Genomic DNA, 19,745 nt, shown 5'->3' on the forward strand with positions numbered 1-19,745 from the left:
GAGGCACCATCAGTGACAACGATCACCCCGAAACCCGGGAACCAGTCCGCCGAAGCCGCCCCGGCCGGGCCCTCGCTTGGCTACCGGCCCGCCGCGCCGGGTACGCTCACCGCCGTGCCCCACGCTGATCAGCCCAGAACCACCCAGAAAGACGCCCCGGCAACGCCGCCGGGAGCGCCCCGGCCCGCGACCGCCCGGCCGACCCCGCTCGGCGAGCTGGCGGCCCTGCTGGGTCTCGACGCCCCCGGCGCCGCGCAGCAGCCGCAGCCGCAGATCACCGGCATCACGCACGACTCCCGTGCCGTGCGCCCCGGCGACCTGTACGCGGCCCTGCCGGGCGCCCGCATGCACGGCGCCGACTTCGCGGCCCAGGCGGCCGCCCTCGGCGCCGCGGCCGTGCTGACCGATCCGGCGGGCGCCGAGCGCGCCGCCGCGACCGGGCTGCCGGTCCTGGCCGTCGCCGACCCGCGAGGCCGGATGGGCGCGCTCGCCGCCGCGATCTACGGCCGTCCCGGCGAGGGGCTGCTCCAGATCGGCATCACCGGCACCTCCGGCAAGACCACCACGGCGTACCTCGTCGAGGGCGGACTGCGCGGCGCGGGCCGCAGCACCGGACTCGTCGGCACGGTCGAGATGCGCATCGGCGACGAGCGCATCAAGTCCGAGCGGACCACCCCCGAGGCCACCGACCTCCAGGCGCTCTTCGCGGTCATGCGCGAACGCGGCGTCGAGGCCGTCGCCATGGAGGTCTCCAGCCACGCCCTCGTGCTCGGCCGGGTCGACGGCTGCGTCTTCGACGTCGCCGTCTTCAACAACCTGAGCCCGGAGCACATGGAGTTCCACTCCGACATGGAGGACTACTTCCAGGCCAAGGCCCAGCTCTTCACCGAGCGCCGGGCCCGCCTGGGCGTGGTCAACGTCGACGACGAGTACGGTCGCCGCCTCGCCAAGGAGTCGGAGATCCCGGTCGTCACCTTCTCCGCCGCCGGCGACCCGGGCGCCGACTGGCGCGCCGAGGACGTCGTCTTCGGGCACATGGACTCCACCCTGACCGTGCTCGGCCCGAACGGGGAGCGCGTGAGCGCCAGGGCCCCGCTGCCCGGCCCGTTCAACGTGGCCAACACCGTCGCCGCCATCGCGACGCTGGCCGCCGCGGGCCTCGACCCGCAGACCGCCGCCGACGGCGTCGCCGCCGTCCCCGGGGTCCCGGGCCGGCTGGAGCGGGTGGACGCGGGGCAGCCGTACCTCGCCGTCGTGGACTACGCGCACAAGACCGACGCCGTGGAGTCGGTGCTGCGGGCCCTGCGGGAGGTCACCGCGGGCCGGCTGCACATCGTGCTCGGCTGCGGCGGCGACCGCGACACCACCAAGCGCGGCCCGATGGGCGCCGCCGCCGCCCGGTTCGCCGACACCGCCGTGCTGACCTCCGACAACCCGCGCTCCGAGGACCCGCTGAAGATCCTCGCCGCGATGTTCGAGGGCGCCGTCTCCGTCCCCGCCGAGGAGCGCGGCACGGTCCTCGTCGACGCCGACCGCGCCGCGGCCATCGCCGCGGCCGTCGCCCGCGCCGAGCCCGGCGACACCGTGCTGGTGGCCGGCAAGGGCCACGAACAGGGCCAGGACACCGCCGGTGTCGTGCGCCCCTTCGACGACCGCGCGGTGCTCCGCGCCGCGATCGAGGCACAGGCCGCGCGCACCGCGCAGCCGCACGAGCGAAGCGTCCCCCAGGCCGAGGTGAACCAGTGATCGCCCTCTCCCTCGCCGAGATCGCCGACATCACCGGCGGGCGGCCCCACGACATACCGGATCCGTCCGTACGGATCACCGGTCCCGTCGTCATCGACTCCCGCCAGGTGGAGCCCGGCAGCCTGTTCGCCGCCTTCGCCGGCGAGCACGTCGACGGCCACGACTACGCCGAGCGCGCCGTCGCCGCCGGCGCCGCGGCCGTCCTCGCCGCCCGGCCGGTCGGGGTGCCCGCGATCGTCGTCGCCGACGTCGAGAGGGCCCTCGGTGCCCTGGCCCGGGCCGTCGTCGAACGCCTGGGCACCGACGTGGTGGCCCTGACCGGCTCCGCCGGCAAGACCTCCACCAAGGACCTCATCGCCCAGGTGCTCCAGGCCCACGCGCCCACCGTGTGGACGCCCGGCTCCCTCAACAACGAGATCGGCCTGCCGCTCACCGCGCTGCGCGCCACCGAGGAGACCCGGCACCTGGTGCTGGAGATGGGCGCCCGCGGCATCGGCCACATCGCCTACCTCACCGGTCTGACCCCGCCGCGCATCGGCCTCGTCCTCAACGTCGGCACCGCCCACATCGGCGAGTTCGGCGGCCGCGAGCAGATCGCCGTGGCCAAGGGCGAGCTGGTCGAGGCCCTGCCGGCCGAGGCCGACGGAGGCGTGGCCGTCCTCAACGCCGACGACCCCCTGGTGCGGGCGATGTCCGCCCGGACCAAGGCCCGCACGGTGCTCTTCGGCGAGGCCGAGGACGCCGACGTACGGGCCACCGAGGTCCGGATGACACCCGCAGGACAGCCCTCCTTCACACTTCACACACCCACCGGGTGCGGCGAAGTGACCTTGCGCCTGTACGGTGAGCACCACGTGTCGAACGCGCTCGCAGCGGCCGCCGTCGCCCACACGCTGGGCATGTCCGTCGAGGAGATCGCCACCGCGCTCTCCGGGGCGGGCACGTTGTCCCGGTGGCGGATGGAGGTCACCGAGCGGGCGGACGGCGTTACGGTCGTCAACGACGCCTACAACGCGAACCCCGAGTCCATGCGGGCCGCACTGCGTGCGCTGGCCGCCATGGGCGGCGCCGCCAGGGCGAACGGGGGGCGCACGTGGGCGGTGCTCGGTCCCATGGCCGAGCTCGGAGACGCCTCGCTGGCCGAGCACGACGCGGTGGGACGGCTTGCCGTCCGGCTCAACGTGAGCAAGCTCGTCGCAGTCGGGGGCAGGGAAGCGTCCTGGCTGCAACTGGGCGCCTACAACGAGGGTTCGTGGGGTGAGGAGTCGGTGCTCGTGTCCGACGCGCAGGCGGCGATCGACCTGTTGCGCAGTGAACTGCGCCCGGGGGACGTCGTGCTGGTGAAGGCTTCCAGGTCGATCGGCCTGGAGCGGGTCGCTCAGGCGCTGCTGGTCGGCGAGGGCGAGGGTGCCGACCGATGAGGCAGATCCTGTTCGCCGGTGTCATCGGCATGTTCCTGACCGTCGTCGGCACCCCGCTGCTGATCAAGCTGCTGGCCCGCAAGGGCTACGGCCAGTTCATCCGTGACGACGGCCCGCGCGGCCACGCCGGGAAGAAGGGCACGCCCACCATGGGCGGCATCTCCTTCATCCTGGCCACGCTCATCGCGTACGCCCTGACGAAGGTGATCACGGGCAGCCAGCCGACGTTCTCCGGCGTGCTGGTGCTGTTCCTGATGGCGGGCATGGGCCTCGTCGGCTACCTGGACGACTACATCAAGATCGTCAAGCGGCGCTCGCTCGGCCTGCGGGCCAAGGCCAAGATGGCGGGCCAGCTGATCGTCGGCATCGCCTTCGCCGTGCTCGCGCTGCAGTTCAAGGACGCCCGCGGCAACGCCCCGGCCTCCACCAAGCTGTCCTTCGTCACGGACTTCGGCTGGTCGATCGGCCCGGTGCTCTTCGTGGTCTGGGCCCTGTTCATGATCCTGGCCATGTCCAACGGCGTGAACCTGACCGACGGCCTCGACGGCCTGGCCACCGGCGCCGCCGTGATGGTCTTCGGCGCCTACACGTTCATCGGCGTCTGGCAGTTCCAGGAGTCCTGCGCCAACGCGCAGACCCTGACCAACCCCAACGCGTGCTTCGAGGTGCGCGACCCACTGGACCTCGCGATCGTCGCGTCCGCGCTCATGGGCGCCTGCTTCGGCTTCCTGTGGTGGAACACCTCGCCCGCCAAGATCTTCATGGGTGACACCGGCTCGCTGGCCCTCGGCGGCGCGCTCGCCGGCCTCGCGATCTGCTCCCGCACGGAGTTCCTGATCGCCCTCCTCGGCGGCCTGTTCGTGCTCATCACCCTCTCGGTCGTCATCCAGGTCGGCTCCTTCCGGCTCACCGGCAAGCGCGTCTTCCGGATGGCTCCGCTGCAGCACCACTTCGAACTCAAGGGCTGGTCCGAAGTCCTCGTGGTGGTCCGCTTCTGGATCATCCAGGGCATGTGCGTGATCGTGGGCCTCGGACTCTTCTACGCGGGATGGGCAGCCGACAAGTGACCTCCTGGCAGGGCAAGAACATCACCGTCGCCGGTCTCGGCGTGAGCGGCATCAGCGCCGCCCGCGCCCTGGCCGGCCTCGGCGCATCCGTGACCGTGGTCGACGGCGGCGACGGCGAGGGCCACCGCGCCAAGGCCGCCGAACTCGGCGAACTGGGCATCTCCGTCCGACTCGGCGACGCCGAGACCCTCCCCGAGGGCACCGACCTGGTCGTCACCTCGCCCGGCTGGAAGCCCGGCAGCCCGCTGTTCGAGGCCGCCGCGAAGGCCGGCGTCGACGTGGTCGGGGACGTGGAGATCGCCTGGCAGCTGCGCGGCTCCCGGCCGGGCCGCAAGCCCGCCGAGTGGCTCGCCGTCACCGGCACCAACGGCAAGACCACCACGACCCAGATGCTCGCGTCGATCCTGAAGGCCGCGGGGCTCAGGACCGCGGCCGTCGGCAACATCGGCACCCCGATCATCGACGTGGTCCTCGGCGAGGAGGAGTACGACGTCCTCGCCGTCGAGCTCTCCAGCTACCAGCTGCACTGGGCGCCCTCGGTGCGCGCCCACTCGGCGGCCGTGCTCAACCTGGCCCCCGACCACCTCGACTGGCACGGCTCGATGGAGGCGTACGCCGCCGACAAGGGCCGCATCTACGAGGGCAACACCGTCGCCTGCGTCTACAACGCGGCCGACCCGGCCACCGAGCGCCTCGTCGAGGAGGCCGACGTCGAGGAGGGCTGCCGCGCCATCGGCTTCACCCTCGGTGCCCCCGGCCCCTCCATGCTGGGCGTCGTCGACGGCATCCTCGTCGACCGTGCCTTCGTCGAGAACCGGCAGCGGAACGCCCAGGAGCTCGCCGAGGTCGCCGACGTCAACCCGCCGGCCCCGCACAACATCGCCAACGCGCTCGCCGCGGCGGCCCTGGCCCGCGCCTTCGGCGTCGCGCCGCGCGCGGTCCGCGACGGGCTGCGCGACTTCCGTCCGGACGCGCACCGCGTCGCGTACGTGGACGAGGTCGGCGGGGTCGTGTACGTCGACGACTCCAAGGCCACGAACACGCACGCCGCCGAGGCCTCCCTCGCCGCGTACGAGCCCGTGGTGTGGATCGCGGGCGGCCTCGCCAAGGGCGCGACCTTCGACGAGCTGGTGCAGAAGTCGGCGAAGCGGATGCGCGGCGCGGTGCTCATCGGCGCCGACCGGGCGCTGATCGCCGAGGCACTGGCGCGACACGCCCCCGAGGTCCCGGTCGTCGACCTCGACCGGACCGACACTGGGGCGATGCTCGCTGCGGTCCGGGAAGCGGCCCTGCTCGCCGAACCCGGCGACACGGTTCTGCTGGCACCCGCCTGTGCCTCGATGGACATGTTCGCGAACTACAACGAGCGCGGGGACGCATTCGCGGACGCGGTGAGCGAACTGGCCGCCGAGGGCGCCTAGGTCAGGCAGGAGGTTCCTCCCCGACCGGCTGCTCGCAGCGTACGAGTGGAGGGGAAGGTCACAGATGCCGGCCAAGCAGGTGCTGCCCGGGCGGCGGCCGACCGCCGGGAAGGCCGCGGGGTCCGCGAAAGGCGCCGGGGCCGTCCGGCCGCAGGGCCGCAGACGGCCGGCCCTGGGCCTTCGGCGGCCCCCCGGTGGCGGACCGCTGGCCCGGCTGCGGCGTACGCAGCGGCAGTTGGCCAGGGCCTGGGACCGCCCCCTCACGGCCTATTACCTGATTTTCGGCAGCTCGCTGCTCATCACCGTGCTCGGCCTGGTGATGGTCTACTCGGCTTCCATGATCAAGGCGCTCCAGCTCGGCCTGGGCGACGCGTACTTCTTCAAAAAGCAGTTCCTGGCCGCCCTGATCGGCACCGGGCTGCTGCTCGCCGCCTCCCGGATGCCGGTCAAGCTCCACCGGGCGCTGTCCTACCCGGTGCTGGCCGCAACCCTGTTCCTCATGGTGCTGGTGCAGGTCCCCGGGATAGGGGTGTCGATCAACGGCAACCAGAACTGGATCTCCCTCGGCGGTCCGTTCATGCTCCAGCCCAGCGAGTTCGGCAAGCTGGCCCTGATCCTGTGGGGCGCCGACCTGCTGGCCCGCAAGGGCGACAAGGAGCTGCTGAGCCAGTGGAAGCACCTGCTGGTGCCGCTGGTCCCGGTGGCCTTCCTGCTGCTCGGGCTGATCATGCTGGGCGGCGACATGGGCACCGCGGTCATCCTCGGGGCCGTGCTGTTCGGCCTGCTGTGGCTGGCCGGGGCGCCGACGCGGATGTTCGTCGGCGTCCTCGGCTTCGCGGGTGTGATCGTCGCACTGCTCATCAGGACCAGCCCGCACCGGATGGACCGGCTCGCCTGCATCGGCGCGACCGATCCGGGCCCGGGCGACCTGTGCTGGCAGGCCGTACACGGGATCTATGCTCTGGCTTCCGGCGGATGGTTCGGTTCCGGTCTCGGTGCCAGTGTGGAAAAATGGGGACAACTGCCCGAAGCGCACACCGACTTCATCTTCGCCATCACCGGGGAGGAACTGGGACTGGCGGGGACGCTGTCGGTACTCGCCCTGTTCGCGGCTCTAGGCTATGCGGGTATCCGCGTGGCCGGACGCACGGAGGACTCCTTCGTACGCTATGCCGCGGGAGGCGTGACCACCTGGATCACGGCCCAGGCCGTGATCAACATCGGTGCGGTGCTCGGCCTGCTGCCGATCGCCGGTGTCCCGCTCCCGCTCTTCTCGTACGGAGGGTCCGCGCTGCTGCCGACCATGTTCGCGGTCGGACTGCTCATCGCCTTCGCGCGGGAGGAGCCGGCCGCGCGCGCGGCGCTCGCGATGCGCCAGCCGAAGAGGGGCTGGAAGCGGACCGGGCAGAGATGGAAGTCGATGAGACGGCGCGTCACGAGGCGTCCGTCCGGAGAGCGGTGAATTTCGGTGCATGTCGTACTCGCCGGTGGGGGGACCGCCGGCCACATCGAGCCGGCGCTGGCCCTCGCGGACGCCCTGCGCAGGCAGGACCCTTCCGTGGGCATCACCGCCCTCGGCACCGAGCGCGGGCTGGAGACCCGTCTGGTGCCCGAGCGCGGCTATGAGCTGGGCCTGATCCCGGCCGTCCCGCTGCCCCGCAAGCCCACCCCCGAGCTCATCACCGTCCCGGGGCGGCTGCGCGGCACCATCAAGGCGGCCGAGGAGATCCTGGAGCGCACCAAGGCCGACGTCGTCGTCGGCTTCGGAGGCTACGTGGCCCTGCCCGGCTACCTCGCGGCCAAGCGGCTCGGCGTGCCGATCATCGTCCACGAGGCCAACGCCCGCCCCGGCCTGGCCAACAAGATCGGCTCCCGCTACGCGCACGCCGTCGCGGTCTCCACGCCCGACAGCAAGCTGCGCGGCGCCCGCTACGTCGGCATCCCGCTGCGCCGCACGATCTCCACGCTGGACCGCGCCGCCGTACGCCCCGAGGCGCGCGCCGCGTTCGGCCTGGACCCCAACCTGCCCACCCTGCTGGTCTCCGGCGGCTCACAGGGCGCCCGTCGCCTCAACGAGACCATCCAGCAGGTCGCGCCGACCCTCCAGCGCTCCGGCGTGCAGATCCTCCACGCGGTCGGCCCGAAGAACGAACTGCCGCACGTGGACAACATGCCCGGGATGCCGCCCTACGTCCCGGTACCGTACGTGGACCGGATGGACCTCGCGTACGCCGCCGCCGACATGATGCTGTGCCGCGCGGGCGCGATGACCGTCGCCGAACTCTCCGCCGTCGGGCTTCCGGCCGCGTACGTCCCGCTGCCGATCGGCAACGGCGAACAGCGGCTCAACGCCCAGCCGGTGGTCAAGGCCGGCGGCGGCCTGCTCGTCGACGACGCGGAGCTGACGCCCGAGTGGGTGCTCGGCAACGTCCTGCCGGTGCTCGCAGACCCGCACCGCCTGTACGAGATGTCCCGCGCGGCCGCCGAGTTCGGCCGCCGGGACGCCGACGAGCTGCTGGTCGCGATGGTGTACGAGGCGATCGCGGCACACCGGGCCCGCTGAGGCGGGAAGGCACGGACGCAGGAGGCAGCAGTGGCCGGACCGAAGACCACACGGCGCGGGGCACCCTTCCCCGACCGGTCCGGCCGCCCTGCCCGCGCGGGCAGGGGCCCCGGCTCTCCGAAGCCGCCCACGTCCCCCGCCTCGGCGAAGCCGTCGAAGCAGGCCAAGCAGGCCAAGCAGGCCAAGCAGAGCAAGCAGTCCAAGGCGCCGAACGGGCCTCGGGCGGCCAAGCCGCCGAAGGCGTCCGGGGCGACGGGGGGATCCGGCGGACCGGCCCGCGGCCTGCTCCGCCTCCTCGGACGGATGCGCCGCCGGGGCCGCCTGCTGGTCCTGCTCGCCGCCGCGGCGCTCCTCGTCGGCGGGATCGGCTGGGTGCTGTACGGCTCCTCCTGGCTCCGGGTCGAGAAGGTCACCGCGAGCGGCACGCAGGTCCTCACCTCCGAACAGGTGCTGGCCGCCGCGGCCGTGCCGGTCGGGTCCCCGCTCGTGGGCGTGGACACCGACGAGATCGCGGGCCGGGTGCGCAGCCGGCTGCCCCGTGTCGATTCGGTCGATGTCGTGCGGTCGTGGCCGCACGGAATCGGGCTGAAAGTGACGGAGCGCAAACCCGTCCTGCTCATCAAAAAGGGCGCCAACTTCGTGGAAGTGGACGCATCGGGTGTGCGCTTCGACACGGTTGCGAAAGCACCCGCCGGCGTCCCCGTCCTCGAATTGAGCGCGGCGCAGTCGCCGAGCGGCCGCCGCTTCGACGAGGAGCGGCTGCTGCACGAGGCGGTGGGCGTCGCCGCGGACCTCCCGGAGGCGGTCGCGGGAGAGACCGTGCAGGTCAGGGTGGGCTCGTACGACTCGGTCGTCCTGGAGTTGACCGGGCGGCGCACCGTGGTGTGGGGGAGCGGCGAGCAGGGTGAGGCGAAGGGCCGCGCGCTGACGGCCCTGCTGAAAGCGGCGCCCAAGGCAGCCCACTTCGACGTGAGCGTCCCCACCGCCCCTGCGGTGTCCGGGAGTTGACGTCGGGTCGAACAGCGACGCACCCTGGTTGGCCACCGATACGGGTGATCACATAGGGTGAAAAGAAAAACGGGAGGTTCGGCGTGTTCGTTGAACACGCGCTACTTGTCGACTTAGTGTCCTGTTCGGAAGAGTCCAGGGATCAGGCACATACTTAACCCTAAACTTCAGGGTTAGGGTTCGGGTCGGCGCGTTCGGACCGTCCCACATTTCGGCATCAGTCGTCGCACCGCAGGCCCGCGAGGCGGCGACACGTAACTCGAGGCGAGAGGCCTTCGACGTGGCAGCACCGCAGAACTACCTCGCAGTCATCAAGGTCATCGGTGTCGGCGGCGGTGGTGTCAATGCCATCAACCGAATGATCGAGGTCGGTCTCAAGGGCGTCGAGTTCATCGCCATCAACACGGACGCGCAGGCGCTGTTGATGAGCGACGCCGACGTCAAGCTCGACGTCGGCCGTGAACTCACCCGGGGCCTCGGCGCCGGCGCCAACCCGGCAGTCGGTCGCAAGGCGGCAGAGGACCACCGCGAGGAGATCGAGGAGGTCCTCAAGGGGGCCGACATGGTCTTCGTCACCGCCGGCGAGGGCGGCGGCACCGGCACCGGCGGCGCCCCCGTCGTCGCCAACATCGCGCGCTCCCTCGGCGCCCTGACGATCGGTGTGGTCACCCGGCCGTTCACCTTCGAGGGCCGGCGACGCGCCAACCAGGCGGAGGACGGCATCGCCGAGCTCCGCGAAGAGGTCGACACCCTCATCGTCATCCCCAACGACCGCCTGCTGTCCATCTCGGACCGCCAGGTCTCGGTGCTCGACGCCTTCAAGTCGGCCGACCAGGTCCTGCTCTCCGGCGTCCAGGGCATCACCGACCTCATCACCACCCCGGGCCTGATCAACCTCGACTTCGCCGACGTCAAGTCCGTGATGTCCGAGGCCGGCTCGGCCCTCATGGGCATCGGCTCCGCCCGCGGCGACGACCGTGCGGTCGCGGCCGCCGAGATGGCGATCTCCTCCCCGCTGCTGGAGGCCTCCATCGACGGCGCCCGCGGTGTGCTGCTTTCCATCTCCGGCGGCTCCGACCTCGGCCTCTTCGAGATCAACGAGGCCGCCCAGCTGGTCAGCGAGGCCGCCCACCCCGAGGCGAACATCATCTTCGGCGCCGTCATCGACGACGCCCTCGGCGACGAGGTGCGCGTCACCGTCATCGCGGCCGGTTTCGACGGCGGACAGCCCCCGGCCCGCCGGGACAACGTCATCGGCGCCGCCTCCACCAAGCGCGAGGAGCCCGCGCCCGCCCCGGTCCGCCCGGCCGAGCCGGTGCGACCCGCGTTCGGCGGACTGGGCACGGTCACCCCTCGTGAGGAGCCCCCGGCCCCGGTCGAGCCGGCCCCCGTCGAGACGGCGGCGCCCCCGGCGCAGGTCCCCACGGCCCGGCCCTACCAGGACAGCCCGGCCGAGGAGCTGGACGTTCCGGACTTCTTGAAGTGAGACTCGGGCAGCACATCGAGAACGGCGCCCACTTCGCCTTCACCGACCGGTGGGGCGGGGTGAGCGCCGTTCCGTACGAGGAGCTCAATCTCGGCGGCGCCGTGGGGGACGACCCGACCGCCGTCCTGGCCAACCGGGCACTGGCGGCGGAAGCCCTGGGCATCGCACCGGACCGCGTCGTCTGGATGAACCAGGTCCACGGCCGCGACGTGGCGGTGGTCCCCGGACCCTGGGGCGCCGCCGCCGACGTCCCCGAGGTGGACGCGGTGGTGACCGCCCGCCGGGGCCTCGCCCTTGCGGTGCTCACCGCCGACTGCACCCCGGTGCTGCTGGCCGACCCCGTCGCCGGGGTCGCCGGCGCCGCCCACGCGGGGCGGCCGGGACTGGTCGCCGGAGTCGTGCCCGCCGCCGTCGAGGCGATGGTCGCCCTCGGGGCCGAGCCCGGGCGGATCATCGCCCGCACCGGCCCGGCGGTCTGCGGCCGCTGCTACGAGGTGCCGGCCGAGATGCGCGACGAGGTCGCGGCGGTGGTACCGCAGGCCCGTTCCGAAACCAGCTGGGGAACCCCTGCGGTCGACGTCGTCGCCGGGGTGCACGCCCAGCTCGCCGGGCTGGGGGTGGTGAACCGGCACCGCTCGCCGGTCTGCACACTGGAGTCGCGGGATCATTTCTCGTACCGCCGCGACCGGGTGACCGGGCGGCTTGCCGGATATGTCTGGTTGGACTAGGTGATGACGGATCGTAAGTCGGAGCTCGCGGAGAACCTGGCCCGGGTGGAGGAGCGCATCGCGTCCGCCTGTGCCGCCGCGGGGCGCAAGCGGGAAGAGGTGACGCTCATCGTGGTCACCAAGACCTACCCCGCGAGCGACGTACGACTGCTGGCGGAGCTGGGCGTCCGTCATGTTGCGGAAAATCGCGACCAGGACGCCGCCCCCAAGGCCGCGGCCTGCGCGGAACTGCCGCTGCGCTGGCACTTCGTGGGCCAGTTGCAGACGAACAAAGTCCGTTCCGTTGCGCAATACGCGCACGTGGTGCAGTCGGTCGACCGGCCCCGACTGGTCACCGCGCTCTCGGCGGCCGCCGAGCAGAGCGGACGCGAGCTCGGCTGCCTCGTGCAGATCGCCCTCGACGCGGAGTCGGGCGGGCGGGGCAGCCGGGGCGGGGCCGCTCCGGAGCAGCTCACCGAGCTCGCGGACCTCGTGGCCGCGGCGCCCGGACTGCGGATGGACGGAGTGATGACCGTGGCTCCGCTGGTCGGACCGTACGCGGGACGCGAACGGGCCGCCTTCGAGCGGCTGATGGAATTGTCATCCCGCCTGCGCGCGGACCATCCGGCTGCCACGATGGTGTCGGCCGGGATGAGCGCAGACCTGGAGCAGGCCGTTGCGGCCGGTGCGACACATGTACGCGTCGGCACTGCGGTACTCGGCGCGAGACCCCGGCTCGGGTAACGTCGCGAAGAAAGTCGGACCACAGCAGAAAATATGGTCATTCCCGCTGATGGGCGGGCAGACCGCGTGGATCGCGGGCAGTTGGTGACTTCGGTGACACAGCGACACACCTGCGACAGGGCGATCCACCACAGAGCGGAGGACTCGGAGAATGGCCGGCGCGATGCGCAAGATGGCGGTCTACCTCGGCCTCGTGGAGGACGACCGGTACGACAACCCGGGGTACGACCCGGACGACGAATTCGAACCCGAGCCGGAACCGGAGCGGGACCGCCGGCGCCAGCAGCCCGTGCACCAAACACCCGTACCGGACGAACCGGTACGAGCCGTACAGCCCCCGGCGCAACGGGAACCCACCCCCTTGCCGGTGGAAAGCGGACGTCCTGCGCGAATCGCCCCCGTGGCATCCATCACACCTGAACGAACGAACCTGGAGAAGAACGCCCCCGTGATCATGCCCAAGGTCGTCTCCGAGCGGGAGCCGTACCGCATCACGACGCTGCACCCCCGGACCTACAACGAGGCCCGTACCATCGGGGAACACTTCCGTGAGGGCACCCCGGTGATCATGAACCTCACGGAGATGGACGACACCGACGCGAAGCGACTTGTCGACTTTGCCGCCGGTCTCGTGTTCGGATTGCACGGCAGCATTGAACGCGTGACACAGAAGGTGTTCCTGCTCTCGCCTGCTAACGTCGATGTCACGGCGGAGGACAAGGCCCGCATCGCGGAGGGCGGGTTCTTCAACCAAAGCTAGACCGATCCGTCAGGCACGGGGGACCGGGAAACAGAGCAGGAACAGAGCGAGAGCAGGGGAGAGGGAAGCGCGGGATGGGCGTCGCACTGCAGGTGGTCTACATCGCGCTGATGTGCTTCCTCATCGTGTTGATCTTCCGGCTGGTCATGGACTACGTCTTCCAGTTCGCACGTTCGTGGACACCCGGCAAGGCGATGGTGGTCGTCCTGGAGGCGACCTACACTGTGACCGATCCGCCGCTCAAGCTTCTCCGGCGCTTTATCCCGCCGTTGCGTCTCGGGGGCGTGGCACTCGACCTGTCCTTCTTCGTGCTGATGATCATCGTTTACATCCTCATCAGTTTCGTGAGCACCGCTGCGAGAAGCGTGTGAACGATGAGCATTCCCGCAGGCGCGGGGACAGTCCCGATACGGTCCTGCCGACTGCCGACGACTACGTAGAGGTGAAGAAGACATGCCGCTGACTCCCGAGGACGTGCGGAACAAGCAGTTCACGACCGTCCGCCTCCGAGAAGGCTATGACGAGGACGAGGTCGATGCCTTCCTCGACGAGGTCGAGGCCGAACTGACGCGCCTGCTGCGCGAGAACGAGGACCTGCGCGCCAAGCTGGCCGCAGCGACCCGTGCCGCCGCGCAGAACCAGCAGCAGCAGGGCATGCGCAAGCCGGAACCCCAGGACCAGCGCCCCGGCGGCCCCGTGCCCGCGGCCATATCCGGCCCGCCGGCCCAGCAGGGCCCGCCGCAGATGGGCCCGCCGCAGCTCCCGGGCGGCCAGCCGCAGCTTCCGGCCGGCCCCGGCGGCCCCGGCCCGCAGGGCCCCGGCGGCCCCGGCCCCATGGGCGGCCCCATGCAGCCCATGGGTCAGCAGATGCAGCAGATGGGCCAGCAGTCCATGGGCGGCCAGAACCCGCTCGGCCAGCAGATGCAGCCCATGGGGCAGCAGATGCAGCCGATGGGCCAGCAGATGCAGCCCATGGGCCAGCAGATGCAGCCGATGCAGCCCCAGCAGCCGCAGCTCCCGCAGCAGGGCCCCGGTGGCGACAGCGCCGCCCGCGTGCTCTCGCTGGCGCAGCAGACCGCCGACCAGGCGATCGCGGAGGCCCGCTCCGAGGCCAACAAGATCGTCGGCGAGGCGCGCAGCCGCGCCGAGGGCCTGGAGCGCGACGCCCGCGCCAAGGCCGATGCGCTGGAGCGGGACGCCCAGGAGAAGCACCGCGTCGCGATGGGCTCGCTGGAGTCCGCGCGCGCCACGCTGGAGCGCAAGGTCGAGGACCTGCGGGGCTTCGAGCGCGAGTACCGTACGCGTCTGAAGTCCTACCTGGAGTCGCAGCTGCGCCAGCTCGAGACCCAGGCCGACGACTCCCTGGCCCCGCCGCGGAACCCGGCCGGTCCGGCGCTGCCGCCGTCCCCGACGCCGTCGATGGCTCCGGCCGGTGCGATGGGGCACTCCATGGGCGGTCCGTCGCCGATGAGCAGCCCCTCGCCGATGGGCGGTCCGTCGCCGATGAGCGGGCCCTCCTACGGCGGGCAGCAGCAGATGTCCCCGGCGATGACCCAGCCGATGGCTCCGGTGCGGCCGGCTGCGCCGCAGCCGATGCAGGCGCCGTCGCCCATGCGGGGCTTCCTGATCGACGAGGACGACAACTGACGTAGCCGTCGGCAGTCACTACGGGCCGGGCCCGGGTTCCACGGAACCCGGGCCCGGCCCGTTCCCGTACCCGACGGCTCCGCCGCTCCGCGCAGCGGCGGCCCGCCAGGGGCGGGGTCGGTAGAGTGGGCGGGCGCACGGGGCGGTAGCGCAGAGGTCGTCGCGCCTTCTCGGCAAGAGGGAGGACGCCGGTTCGAATCCGGTCCGCTCCCTGCGTGTGAACGCAAAAGGAAGCGGCGCCCCCCGAACCGGGAGGCGCCGCTTCCGTACGAGCGCTTACGCCTTGCGGAGGCGGAACGTCAGGGACAGGGACTCGTCCGTGAACGGCGCCCCGTACGTGTCGTCGGCCTCACCCGAGGCGAAGTCCGTGGACAGCACCTCGTCCGCGATCAGCGACGCGTGGTCCGTCAGGGCCGTGGTGACCTCGGCGTCCGTCGAGGACCAGCGGAGGGCGATCCGGTCCGCGACGTCCAGGCCCGAGTTCTTGCGGGCCTCCTGGATCAGGCGGATCGCGTCACGGGCCAGCCCGGCGAGCCGCAGCTCGGGGGTGATCTCCAGGTCCAGGGCGACGGTCGCACCGGAGTCCGAGGCCACCGACCAGCCCTCACGCGGCGTCTCGGTGATGATGACCTCCTCCGGGGTCAGGACCACCGCCTCGCCGTTCACCTCCACCGTGGCCTCGCCGGAGCGCAGGGCCAGGGACAGCGCCGCCGCGTCCGCCGCGGCCACGGCCTTGGCCACGTCCTGCACGCCCTTGCCGAACCGCTTGCCCAGCGCCCGGAAGTTCGCCTTCGCGGTGGTGTCCACCAGCGACCCGCCCACCTCGGAGAGGGAGGCCAGGGAGGAGACGTTCAGCTCCTCCGTGATCTGCGCCTGGAGGTCGGGGGTGAGGGCGTCGAAGCCCGCCGCGCCGACCAGGGCCCGCGACAGCGGCTGGCGGGTCTTGACGCCGGACTCGGCGCGCGTGGCCCGGCCCAGCTCGACCAGGCGCCGCACCAGCTGCATCTGCTGCGACAGCACCGGGTCGATCGCCGCCGCGTCGGCCGTCGGCCAGCTCGACAGGTGCACCGACTCGGGGGCGCCCGGGGTGACCGGGACGATCATGTCCTGCCACACCCGCTCGGTGATGAACGGCGTCAGCGGCGCCATGAGCCGCGTGACCGTCTCGACCACGTCGTGCAGCGTGCGCAGGGCGGCCTTGTCGCCCTGCCAGAACCGGCGGCGCGAGCGGCGCACGTACCAGTTCGACAGGTCGTCCACGAACGCGGACAGCAGCTTGCCGGCGCGCTGCGTGTCGTACGCCTCCATCGCCTCGGTGACCTCGGAGGTCAGCGCGTGCAGCTCGGAGAGCAGCCAGCGGTCCAGGACGGTGCGCTCGGCCGGCGCCGGGTCGGCCGCCGAGGGCGCCCAGCCCGAGGTGCGCGCGTACAGGGCCTGGAAGGCGACCGTGTTCCAGTACGTGAGGAGCGTCTTGCGGACGACCTCCTGGATCGTGCCGTGGCCGACGCGCCGCGCCGCCCACGGGGAGCCGCCGGCCGCCATGAACCAGCGCACCGCGTCGGCGCCGTGCTGGTCCATGAGCGGGATCGGCTGCAGGATGTTGCCCAGGTGCTTGGACATCTTGCGGCCGTCCTCGGCGAGGATGTGGCCCAGGCAGACCACGTTCTCGTACGAGGACTTGTCGAAGACCAGGGTGCCGACCGCCATCAGGGTGTAGAACCACCCGCGGGTCTGGTCGATCGCCTCGGAGATGAACTGCGCCGGGTAGCGCTTCTCGAAGACGTCCTTGTTCTTGTACGGGTAGCCCCACTGCGCGAACGGCATCGAGCCCGAGTCGTACCAGGCGTCGATGACCTCCGGGACGCGGACCGCCGTGTGCGCGCAGCCCTCGGCCGTGCACGGGAAGGTGACGTCGTCGATGTACGGGCGGTGCGGGTCCAGGGACGAGTGGTCCTGCCCGGACAGCTCCGACAGCTCGGCACGGGAGCCGATGCAGGTCAGGTGGCCCTCCTCGCAGCGCCAGATCGGCAGCGGGGTGCCCCAGTAGCGGTTGCGGGACAGCGCCCAGTCGATGTTGTTGTTCAGCCAGTCGCCGAAGCGGCCCTGCTTGACCGACTCGGGGAACCAGTTGGTCTTCTCGTTCTCCCGCAGCATCGCGTCCTTGACGGCGGTGGTGCGGATGTACCACGACGGCTGCGCGTAGTAGAGCAGCGCGGTGTGGCAGCGCCAGCAGTGCGGGTAGCTGTGCTCGTAGGCGATGTGCTTGAAGAGCAGGCCGCGGGCGTCGAGGTCGGCGGTGAGCTTCTCGTCGGCCTTCTTGAAGAAGACGCCGCCGACCAGCGGGACGTCCTCGGCGAAGGTGCCGTCGGGGCGGACCGGGTTCACGACCGGCAGGCCGTACGCGCGGCAGACCGCGAGGTCGTCGGCGCCGAAGGCCGGGGCCTGGTGGACCAGGCCGGTGCCGTCCTCGGTGGTGACGTACTCGGCGTTGACCACGAAGTGGGCGGGGGCCTCGAAGGGCACCAGCTCGAACGGGCGCCGGTAGGTCCAGCGCTCCATGTCCTTGCCGGTGAAGGTCTGGCCCGTGGCCTCCCAGCCCTCGCCGAGGGCCTTCTCCAGCAGCGGCTGCGCGACGACCAGCTTCTCGGTCCCGTTGGAGGCCACCACGTACGTGACCTCGGGGTGGGCGGCGACGGCCGTGTTGGACACCAGGGTCCACGGGGTCGTCGTCCAGACGAGGAGCGCCGCCTCGCCGGCGAGCGGGCCGGAGGTCAGCGGGAAGCGGACGAAGACGGACGGGTCGACGACCGTCTCGTAGCCCTGGGCCAGCTCGTGGTCGGACAGGCCGGTGCCGCAGCGCGGGCACCACGGGGCGACCCGGTGGTCCTGGACCAGCAGGCCCTTGTTGAAGATCTCCTTCAGGGACCACCAGACCGACTCCACGTACTCCGGGTCCATGGTCCGGTACGCCTCGTCCAGGTCGACCCAGTAGCCCATGCGGGTGGTGAGCTCGGTGAACGCGTCGGTGTGGCGGGTCACGGACTCCCGGCACTTCGCGTTGAACTCGGCGATGCCGTAGGCCTCGATGTCCTGCTTGCCGTTGAAGCCGAGCTCCTTCTCGACGGCGAGCTCGACGGGCAGGCCGTGGCAGTCCCAGCCGGCCTTGCGGGCCACGTGGTAGCCGCGCATGGTGCGGAAGCGGGGGAAGACGTCCTTGAAGACGCGGGCCTCGATGTGGTGCGCGCCGGGCATGCCGTTCGCGGTCGGCGGGCCCTCGTAGAAGACCCATTCGGGGCGGCCCTCGGACTGCTCGAGGGTCTTGGCGAAGGTCTTGTGCTCCTGCCAGAACTCCAGGACGGCGTGCTCCAGCGCGGGCAGGTCGACCTGGGCGGGGACCGGGCGGTACTGCGGCGGGTTCGTCATGAGGCTTTTCGTCTTCCTCCGGCGGGTTTCGTCTCTCCGTCCGGAGGGACGAGAGCACTCGGCTCCCGCGGTACCACCCTCCTTGGCCGCCGGACGGGTCCGGTGGCCCCCTCATTGGGGTGCGAGCCGGTTCTACTGACCCGCGCTGCGGGCGTTCTTCCGGCGGCTCAGGGGTGATCCTTCACGTCGCGCTCGCCCCCGGGCTCTCACCGTCCCCGGGTCGCTCACGGCTGCGTCCGACGCTACTCGTCCCCGTCCATGCCTTTCGCTGGGCCCAGTGTACGGGGCGGGGGCGTCCCCGGCAGACCGGTTTCCCGGCGGCGGCGGGGCGCGGGCGGGGCGCGGGGCGGCGTACGGGGCGGGCGGTGGCTTGACCCGAACGGTCCGCTGCGCCGCCGGGGGGAGCGGGTGGGACGGATGGGGCGGATTACCGGGCCCCCTGCTGGGCACAACGGATGCAGGTTGGCCTCGACGGACGCGCGCCCCGTTGCCGCGGGACGGGAGCCGATTTATCGTTCCGGCACGATTCGCGTGCAAGGTCACAGTATGTGAAGGGGCCGCGGCCATGGTGGCGAAAAAGACTGCCGGGAATCCTCCCGAGAAGGCCGCCGGGAAGGCCGCCGAGAAGGCCGGGAAGGCGGCCGTGAAGACGGTGGCCGAGAAGGCCGCAGCGAGGAGCCCGGCGGCGGCGAAGAAGCCGGCGGCCGCGCACGCGACGCCCGTGAAGTCCACGGCGAAGAAGCCGGCGGCCGTGAAGTCCGCGGCCAAGGACTCCACCGCCAAGGACTCCACGGCCAAGAACTCCACGGCCGTGAAGACCACGACCACGAAGAAGGCGGCCACGAAGGCGGCGGCCACCAGGACCGCAGCCGGGAGGACGACGGCCGGCAAGGCCACGACCACCGCGACGGCGGCGGCCACCGGGACCCCGACCAAGCCCATGACCACCAAGCCCACGACCACCAAGCGCGCGGCCGGCAAGGCCGCGACCACCGAAGCCACGGCCGGCAAGGCGGCGGCCGGGAAGGCGGCCGGCGCCCGCACGGCGGCCGCGACGACCGCGAGGAAGGCCACGGCCAAGGCGGCCGGGGCCGAGGGGGCGGCGCAGGCCGCGCAACAGACGGGAGCCCTGAAAGTGGTTGCCAAGAAGAGCACCGGCACGGCGAGGAAGACGGCTGCGGCCGCCACCAGCGGGCTGCCCAAGACGAGGGTGACCGCCGCCACGGCGGCCCCCGGCGAGCTCGCCGTACGGCCAGGAGAGGAACCGTGGACCCCCGAGGAGGTCGCCGGGGCGCGGACGGAGCTGATGGGCGAGGTCACGCGGCTGCGCGCGGAGCTGCACGCCTCGGACGAGGCGATCTCGGGGCTGATGCGCGATTCCGGGGATGGCGCGGGCGACGACCAGGCCGACACCGGGACCAAGAACATCACCCGCGAGTCCGAGCTCGCCCTCGCCGCCAACGCCCGCGAGATGCTGGAACAGACCGAGCGGGCCCTGGAGCGGCTCGACGCCGGCACCTACGGGCTGTGCGAGAACTGCGGCCGGCCCATCGGCAAGGCCAGGATGCAGGCCTTCCCGCGGGCCACCCTGTGCGTGGACTGCAAGCAGAAGCAGGAGCGGCGGCACTGAGCGGCAACCGCACGAAAGGCCCGGCCCGGGCGGCGCCGACGGCGGACCCTGACGTACTCTCGTGCTCGTCAGGGTCCAGGAACCTGGCAGGACTGTGCCGTCGGAAACCTGGTTCGAGCTAG

At 71.8% G+C, this 19,745-nt stretch carries 15 protein-coding genes and 1 tRNA gene; 15 read left to right on the forward strand and 1 reads right to left on the reverse strand.

Annotation, left to right across the window (positions count from 1 at the left end):
• The first annotated feature begins 12 nt into the window (after nucleotides 1–12).
• From AB0953_RS21085 to AB0953_RS21150, 14 genes are all read left to right on the forward strand, one after another.
• Nucleotides 13–1,746, forward strand: a complete 1,734-nt coding sequence (locus AB0953_RS21085; protein ID WP_366861032.1) for a UDP-N-acetylmuramoyl-L-alanyl-D-glutamate--2,6-diaminopimelate ligase — start codon at nucleotides 13–15, stop codon at nucleotides 1,744–1,746.
• Complete coding sequence (gene murF / locus AB0953_RS21090; RefSeq protein WP_366861033.1) at nucleotides 1,743–3,167, forward strand: UDP-N-acetylmuramoyl-tripeptide--D-alanyl-D-alanine ligase; 1,425 nt, start codon at nucleotides 1,743–1,745, stop codon at nucleotides 3,165–3,167. Before AB0953_RS21085 ends, murF begins: the two co-directional genes overlap by 4 nt.
• Nucleotides 3,164–4,234 carry a phospho-N-acetylmuramoyl-pentapeptide-transferase gene (gene mraY / locus AB0953_RS21095; protein WP_361917858.1) on the forward strand — a complete coding sequence of 357 codons (1,071 nt, stop codon included), beginning with the start codon at nucleotides 3,164–3,166 and terminating at the stop codon, nucleotides 4,232–4,234. The genes murF and mraY overlap by 4 nt, the downstream gene beginning before the upstream one ends.
• Nucleotides 4,216–5,655 (forward strand): UDP-N-acetylmuramoyl-L-alanine--D-glutamate ligase, encoded by a 1,440-nt coding sequence (gene murD / locus AB0953_RS21100; RefSeq protein ID WP_366861034.1) that lies wholly within the window; start codon nucleotides 4,216–4,218, stop codon nucleotides 5,653–5,655. Before mraY ends, murD begins: the two co-directional genes overlap by 19 nt.
• A 64-nt stretch (nucleotides 5,656–5,719) precedes the next feature.
• Nucleotides 5,720–7,117, forward strand: coding sequence for a putative lipid II flippase FtsW (ftsW, locus tag AB0953_RS21105; RefSeq protein WP_366861035.1), 1,398 nt, complete (start codon nucleotides 5,720–5,722; stop codon nucleotides 7,115–7,117).
• Nucleotides 7,118–7,123: 6 nt separating this feature from the next.
• Nucleotides 7,124–8,218 carry an undecaprenyldiphospho-muramoylpentapeptide beta-N-acetylglucosaminyltransferase gene (gene murG, locus AB0953_RS21110; protein ID WP_366861036.1) on the forward strand — a complete coding sequence of 365 codons (1,095 nt, stop codon included), beginning with the start codon at nucleotides 7,124–7,126 and terminating at the stop codon, nucleotides 8,216–8,218.
• Nucleotides 8,219–8,500: 282 nt separating this feature from the next.
• Nucleotides 8,501–9,226 carry an FtsQ-type POTRA domain-containing protein gene (locus tag AB0953_RS21115; protein ID WP_366861118.1) on the forward strand — a complete coding sequence of 242 codons (726 nt, stop codon included), beginning with the start codon at nucleotides 8,501–8,503 and terminating at the stop codon, nucleotides 9,224–9,226.
• A gap of 280 nt (nucleotides 9,227–9,506) precedes the next feature.
• Complete coding sequence (ftsZ, locus tag AB0953_RS21120; RefSeq protein ID WP_366861037.1) at nucleotides 9,507–10,712, forward strand: cell division protein FtsZ; 1,206 nt, start codon at nucleotides 9,507–9,509, stop codon at nucleotides 10,710–10,712.
• Nucleotides 10,709–11,440 carry a peptidoglycan editing factor PgeF gene (gene pgeF / locus AB0953_RS21125; RefSeq protein ID WP_366861038.1) on the forward strand — a complete coding sequence of 244 codons (732 nt, stop codon included), beginning with the start codon at nucleotides 10,709–10,711 and terminating at the stop codon, nucleotides 11,438–11,440. Before ftsZ ends, pgeF begins: the two co-directional genes overlap by 4 nt.
• 3 nt (nucleotides 11,441–11,443) lie before the next feature.
• Complete coding sequence (locus AB0953_RS21130) at nucleotides 11,444–12,163, forward strand: YggS family pyridoxal phosphate-dependent enzyme (RefSeq protein WP_366861039.1); 720 nt, start codon at nucleotides 11,444–11,446, stop codon at nucleotides 12,161–12,163.
• Nucleotides 12,164–12,314: 151 nt separating this feature from the next.
• Nucleotides 12,315–12,923 (forward strand): cell division protein SepF, encoded by a 609-nt coding sequence (gene sepF, locus AB0953_RS21135; RefSeq protein WP_366861040.1) that lies wholly within the window; start codon nucleotides 12,315–12,317, stop codon nucleotides 12,921–12,923.
• A 74-nt stretch (nucleotides 12,924–12,997) separates the two neighbouring features.
• Nucleotides 12,998–13,294 (forward strand): YggT family protein, encoded by a 297-nt coding sequence (locus AB0953_RS21140; RefSeq protein ID WP_030155988.1) that lies wholly within the window; start codon nucleotides 12,998–13,000, stop codon nucleotides 13,292–13,294.
• Between the two features lie 82 nt (nucleotides 13,295–13,376).
• On the forward strand, nucleotides 13,377–14,570 hold the full coding sequence (locus tag AB0953_RS21145; protein ID WP_366861041.1) for a DivIVA domain-containing protein: 1,194 nt from the start codon (nucleotides 13,377–13,379) through the stop codon (nucleotides 14,568–14,570).
• Between the two features lie 139 nt (nucleotides 14,571–14,709).
• Nucleotides 14,710–14,782, forward strand: a tRNA-Ala gene (locus AB0953_RS21150).
• Between the two features lie 64 nt (nucleotides 14,783–14,846).
• Here AB0953_RS21150 and ileS read toward each other — a convergent pair.
• A complete protein-coding gene (ileS, locus tag AB0953_RS21155; RefSeq protein WP_366861042.1) occupies nucleotides 14,847–17,993 on the reverse strand; it encodes an isoleucine--tRNA ligase in 3,147 nt (1,048 codons plus the stop codon).
• A 565-nt stretch (nucleotides 17,994–18,558) separates the two neighbouring features.
• On the opposite strand from ileS, the gene AB0953_RS21160 reads away from it, so the two are divergent.
• Nucleotides 18,559–19,623: a TraR/DksA family transcriptional regulator gene (locus tag AB0953_RS21160; protein ID WP_366861043.1), complete on the forward strand. Its 1,065-nt coding sequence runs from the start codon at nucleotides 18,559–18,561 to the stop codon at nucleotides 19,621–19,623.
• Nucleotides 19,624–19,745 lie beyond the last annotated feature (122 nt).

This window comes from Streptomyces sp. NPDC046866, from assembly GCF_040704625.1.
Lineage (GTDB): Bacteria > Actinomycetota > Actinomycetes > Streptomycetales > Streptomycetaceae > Streptomyces.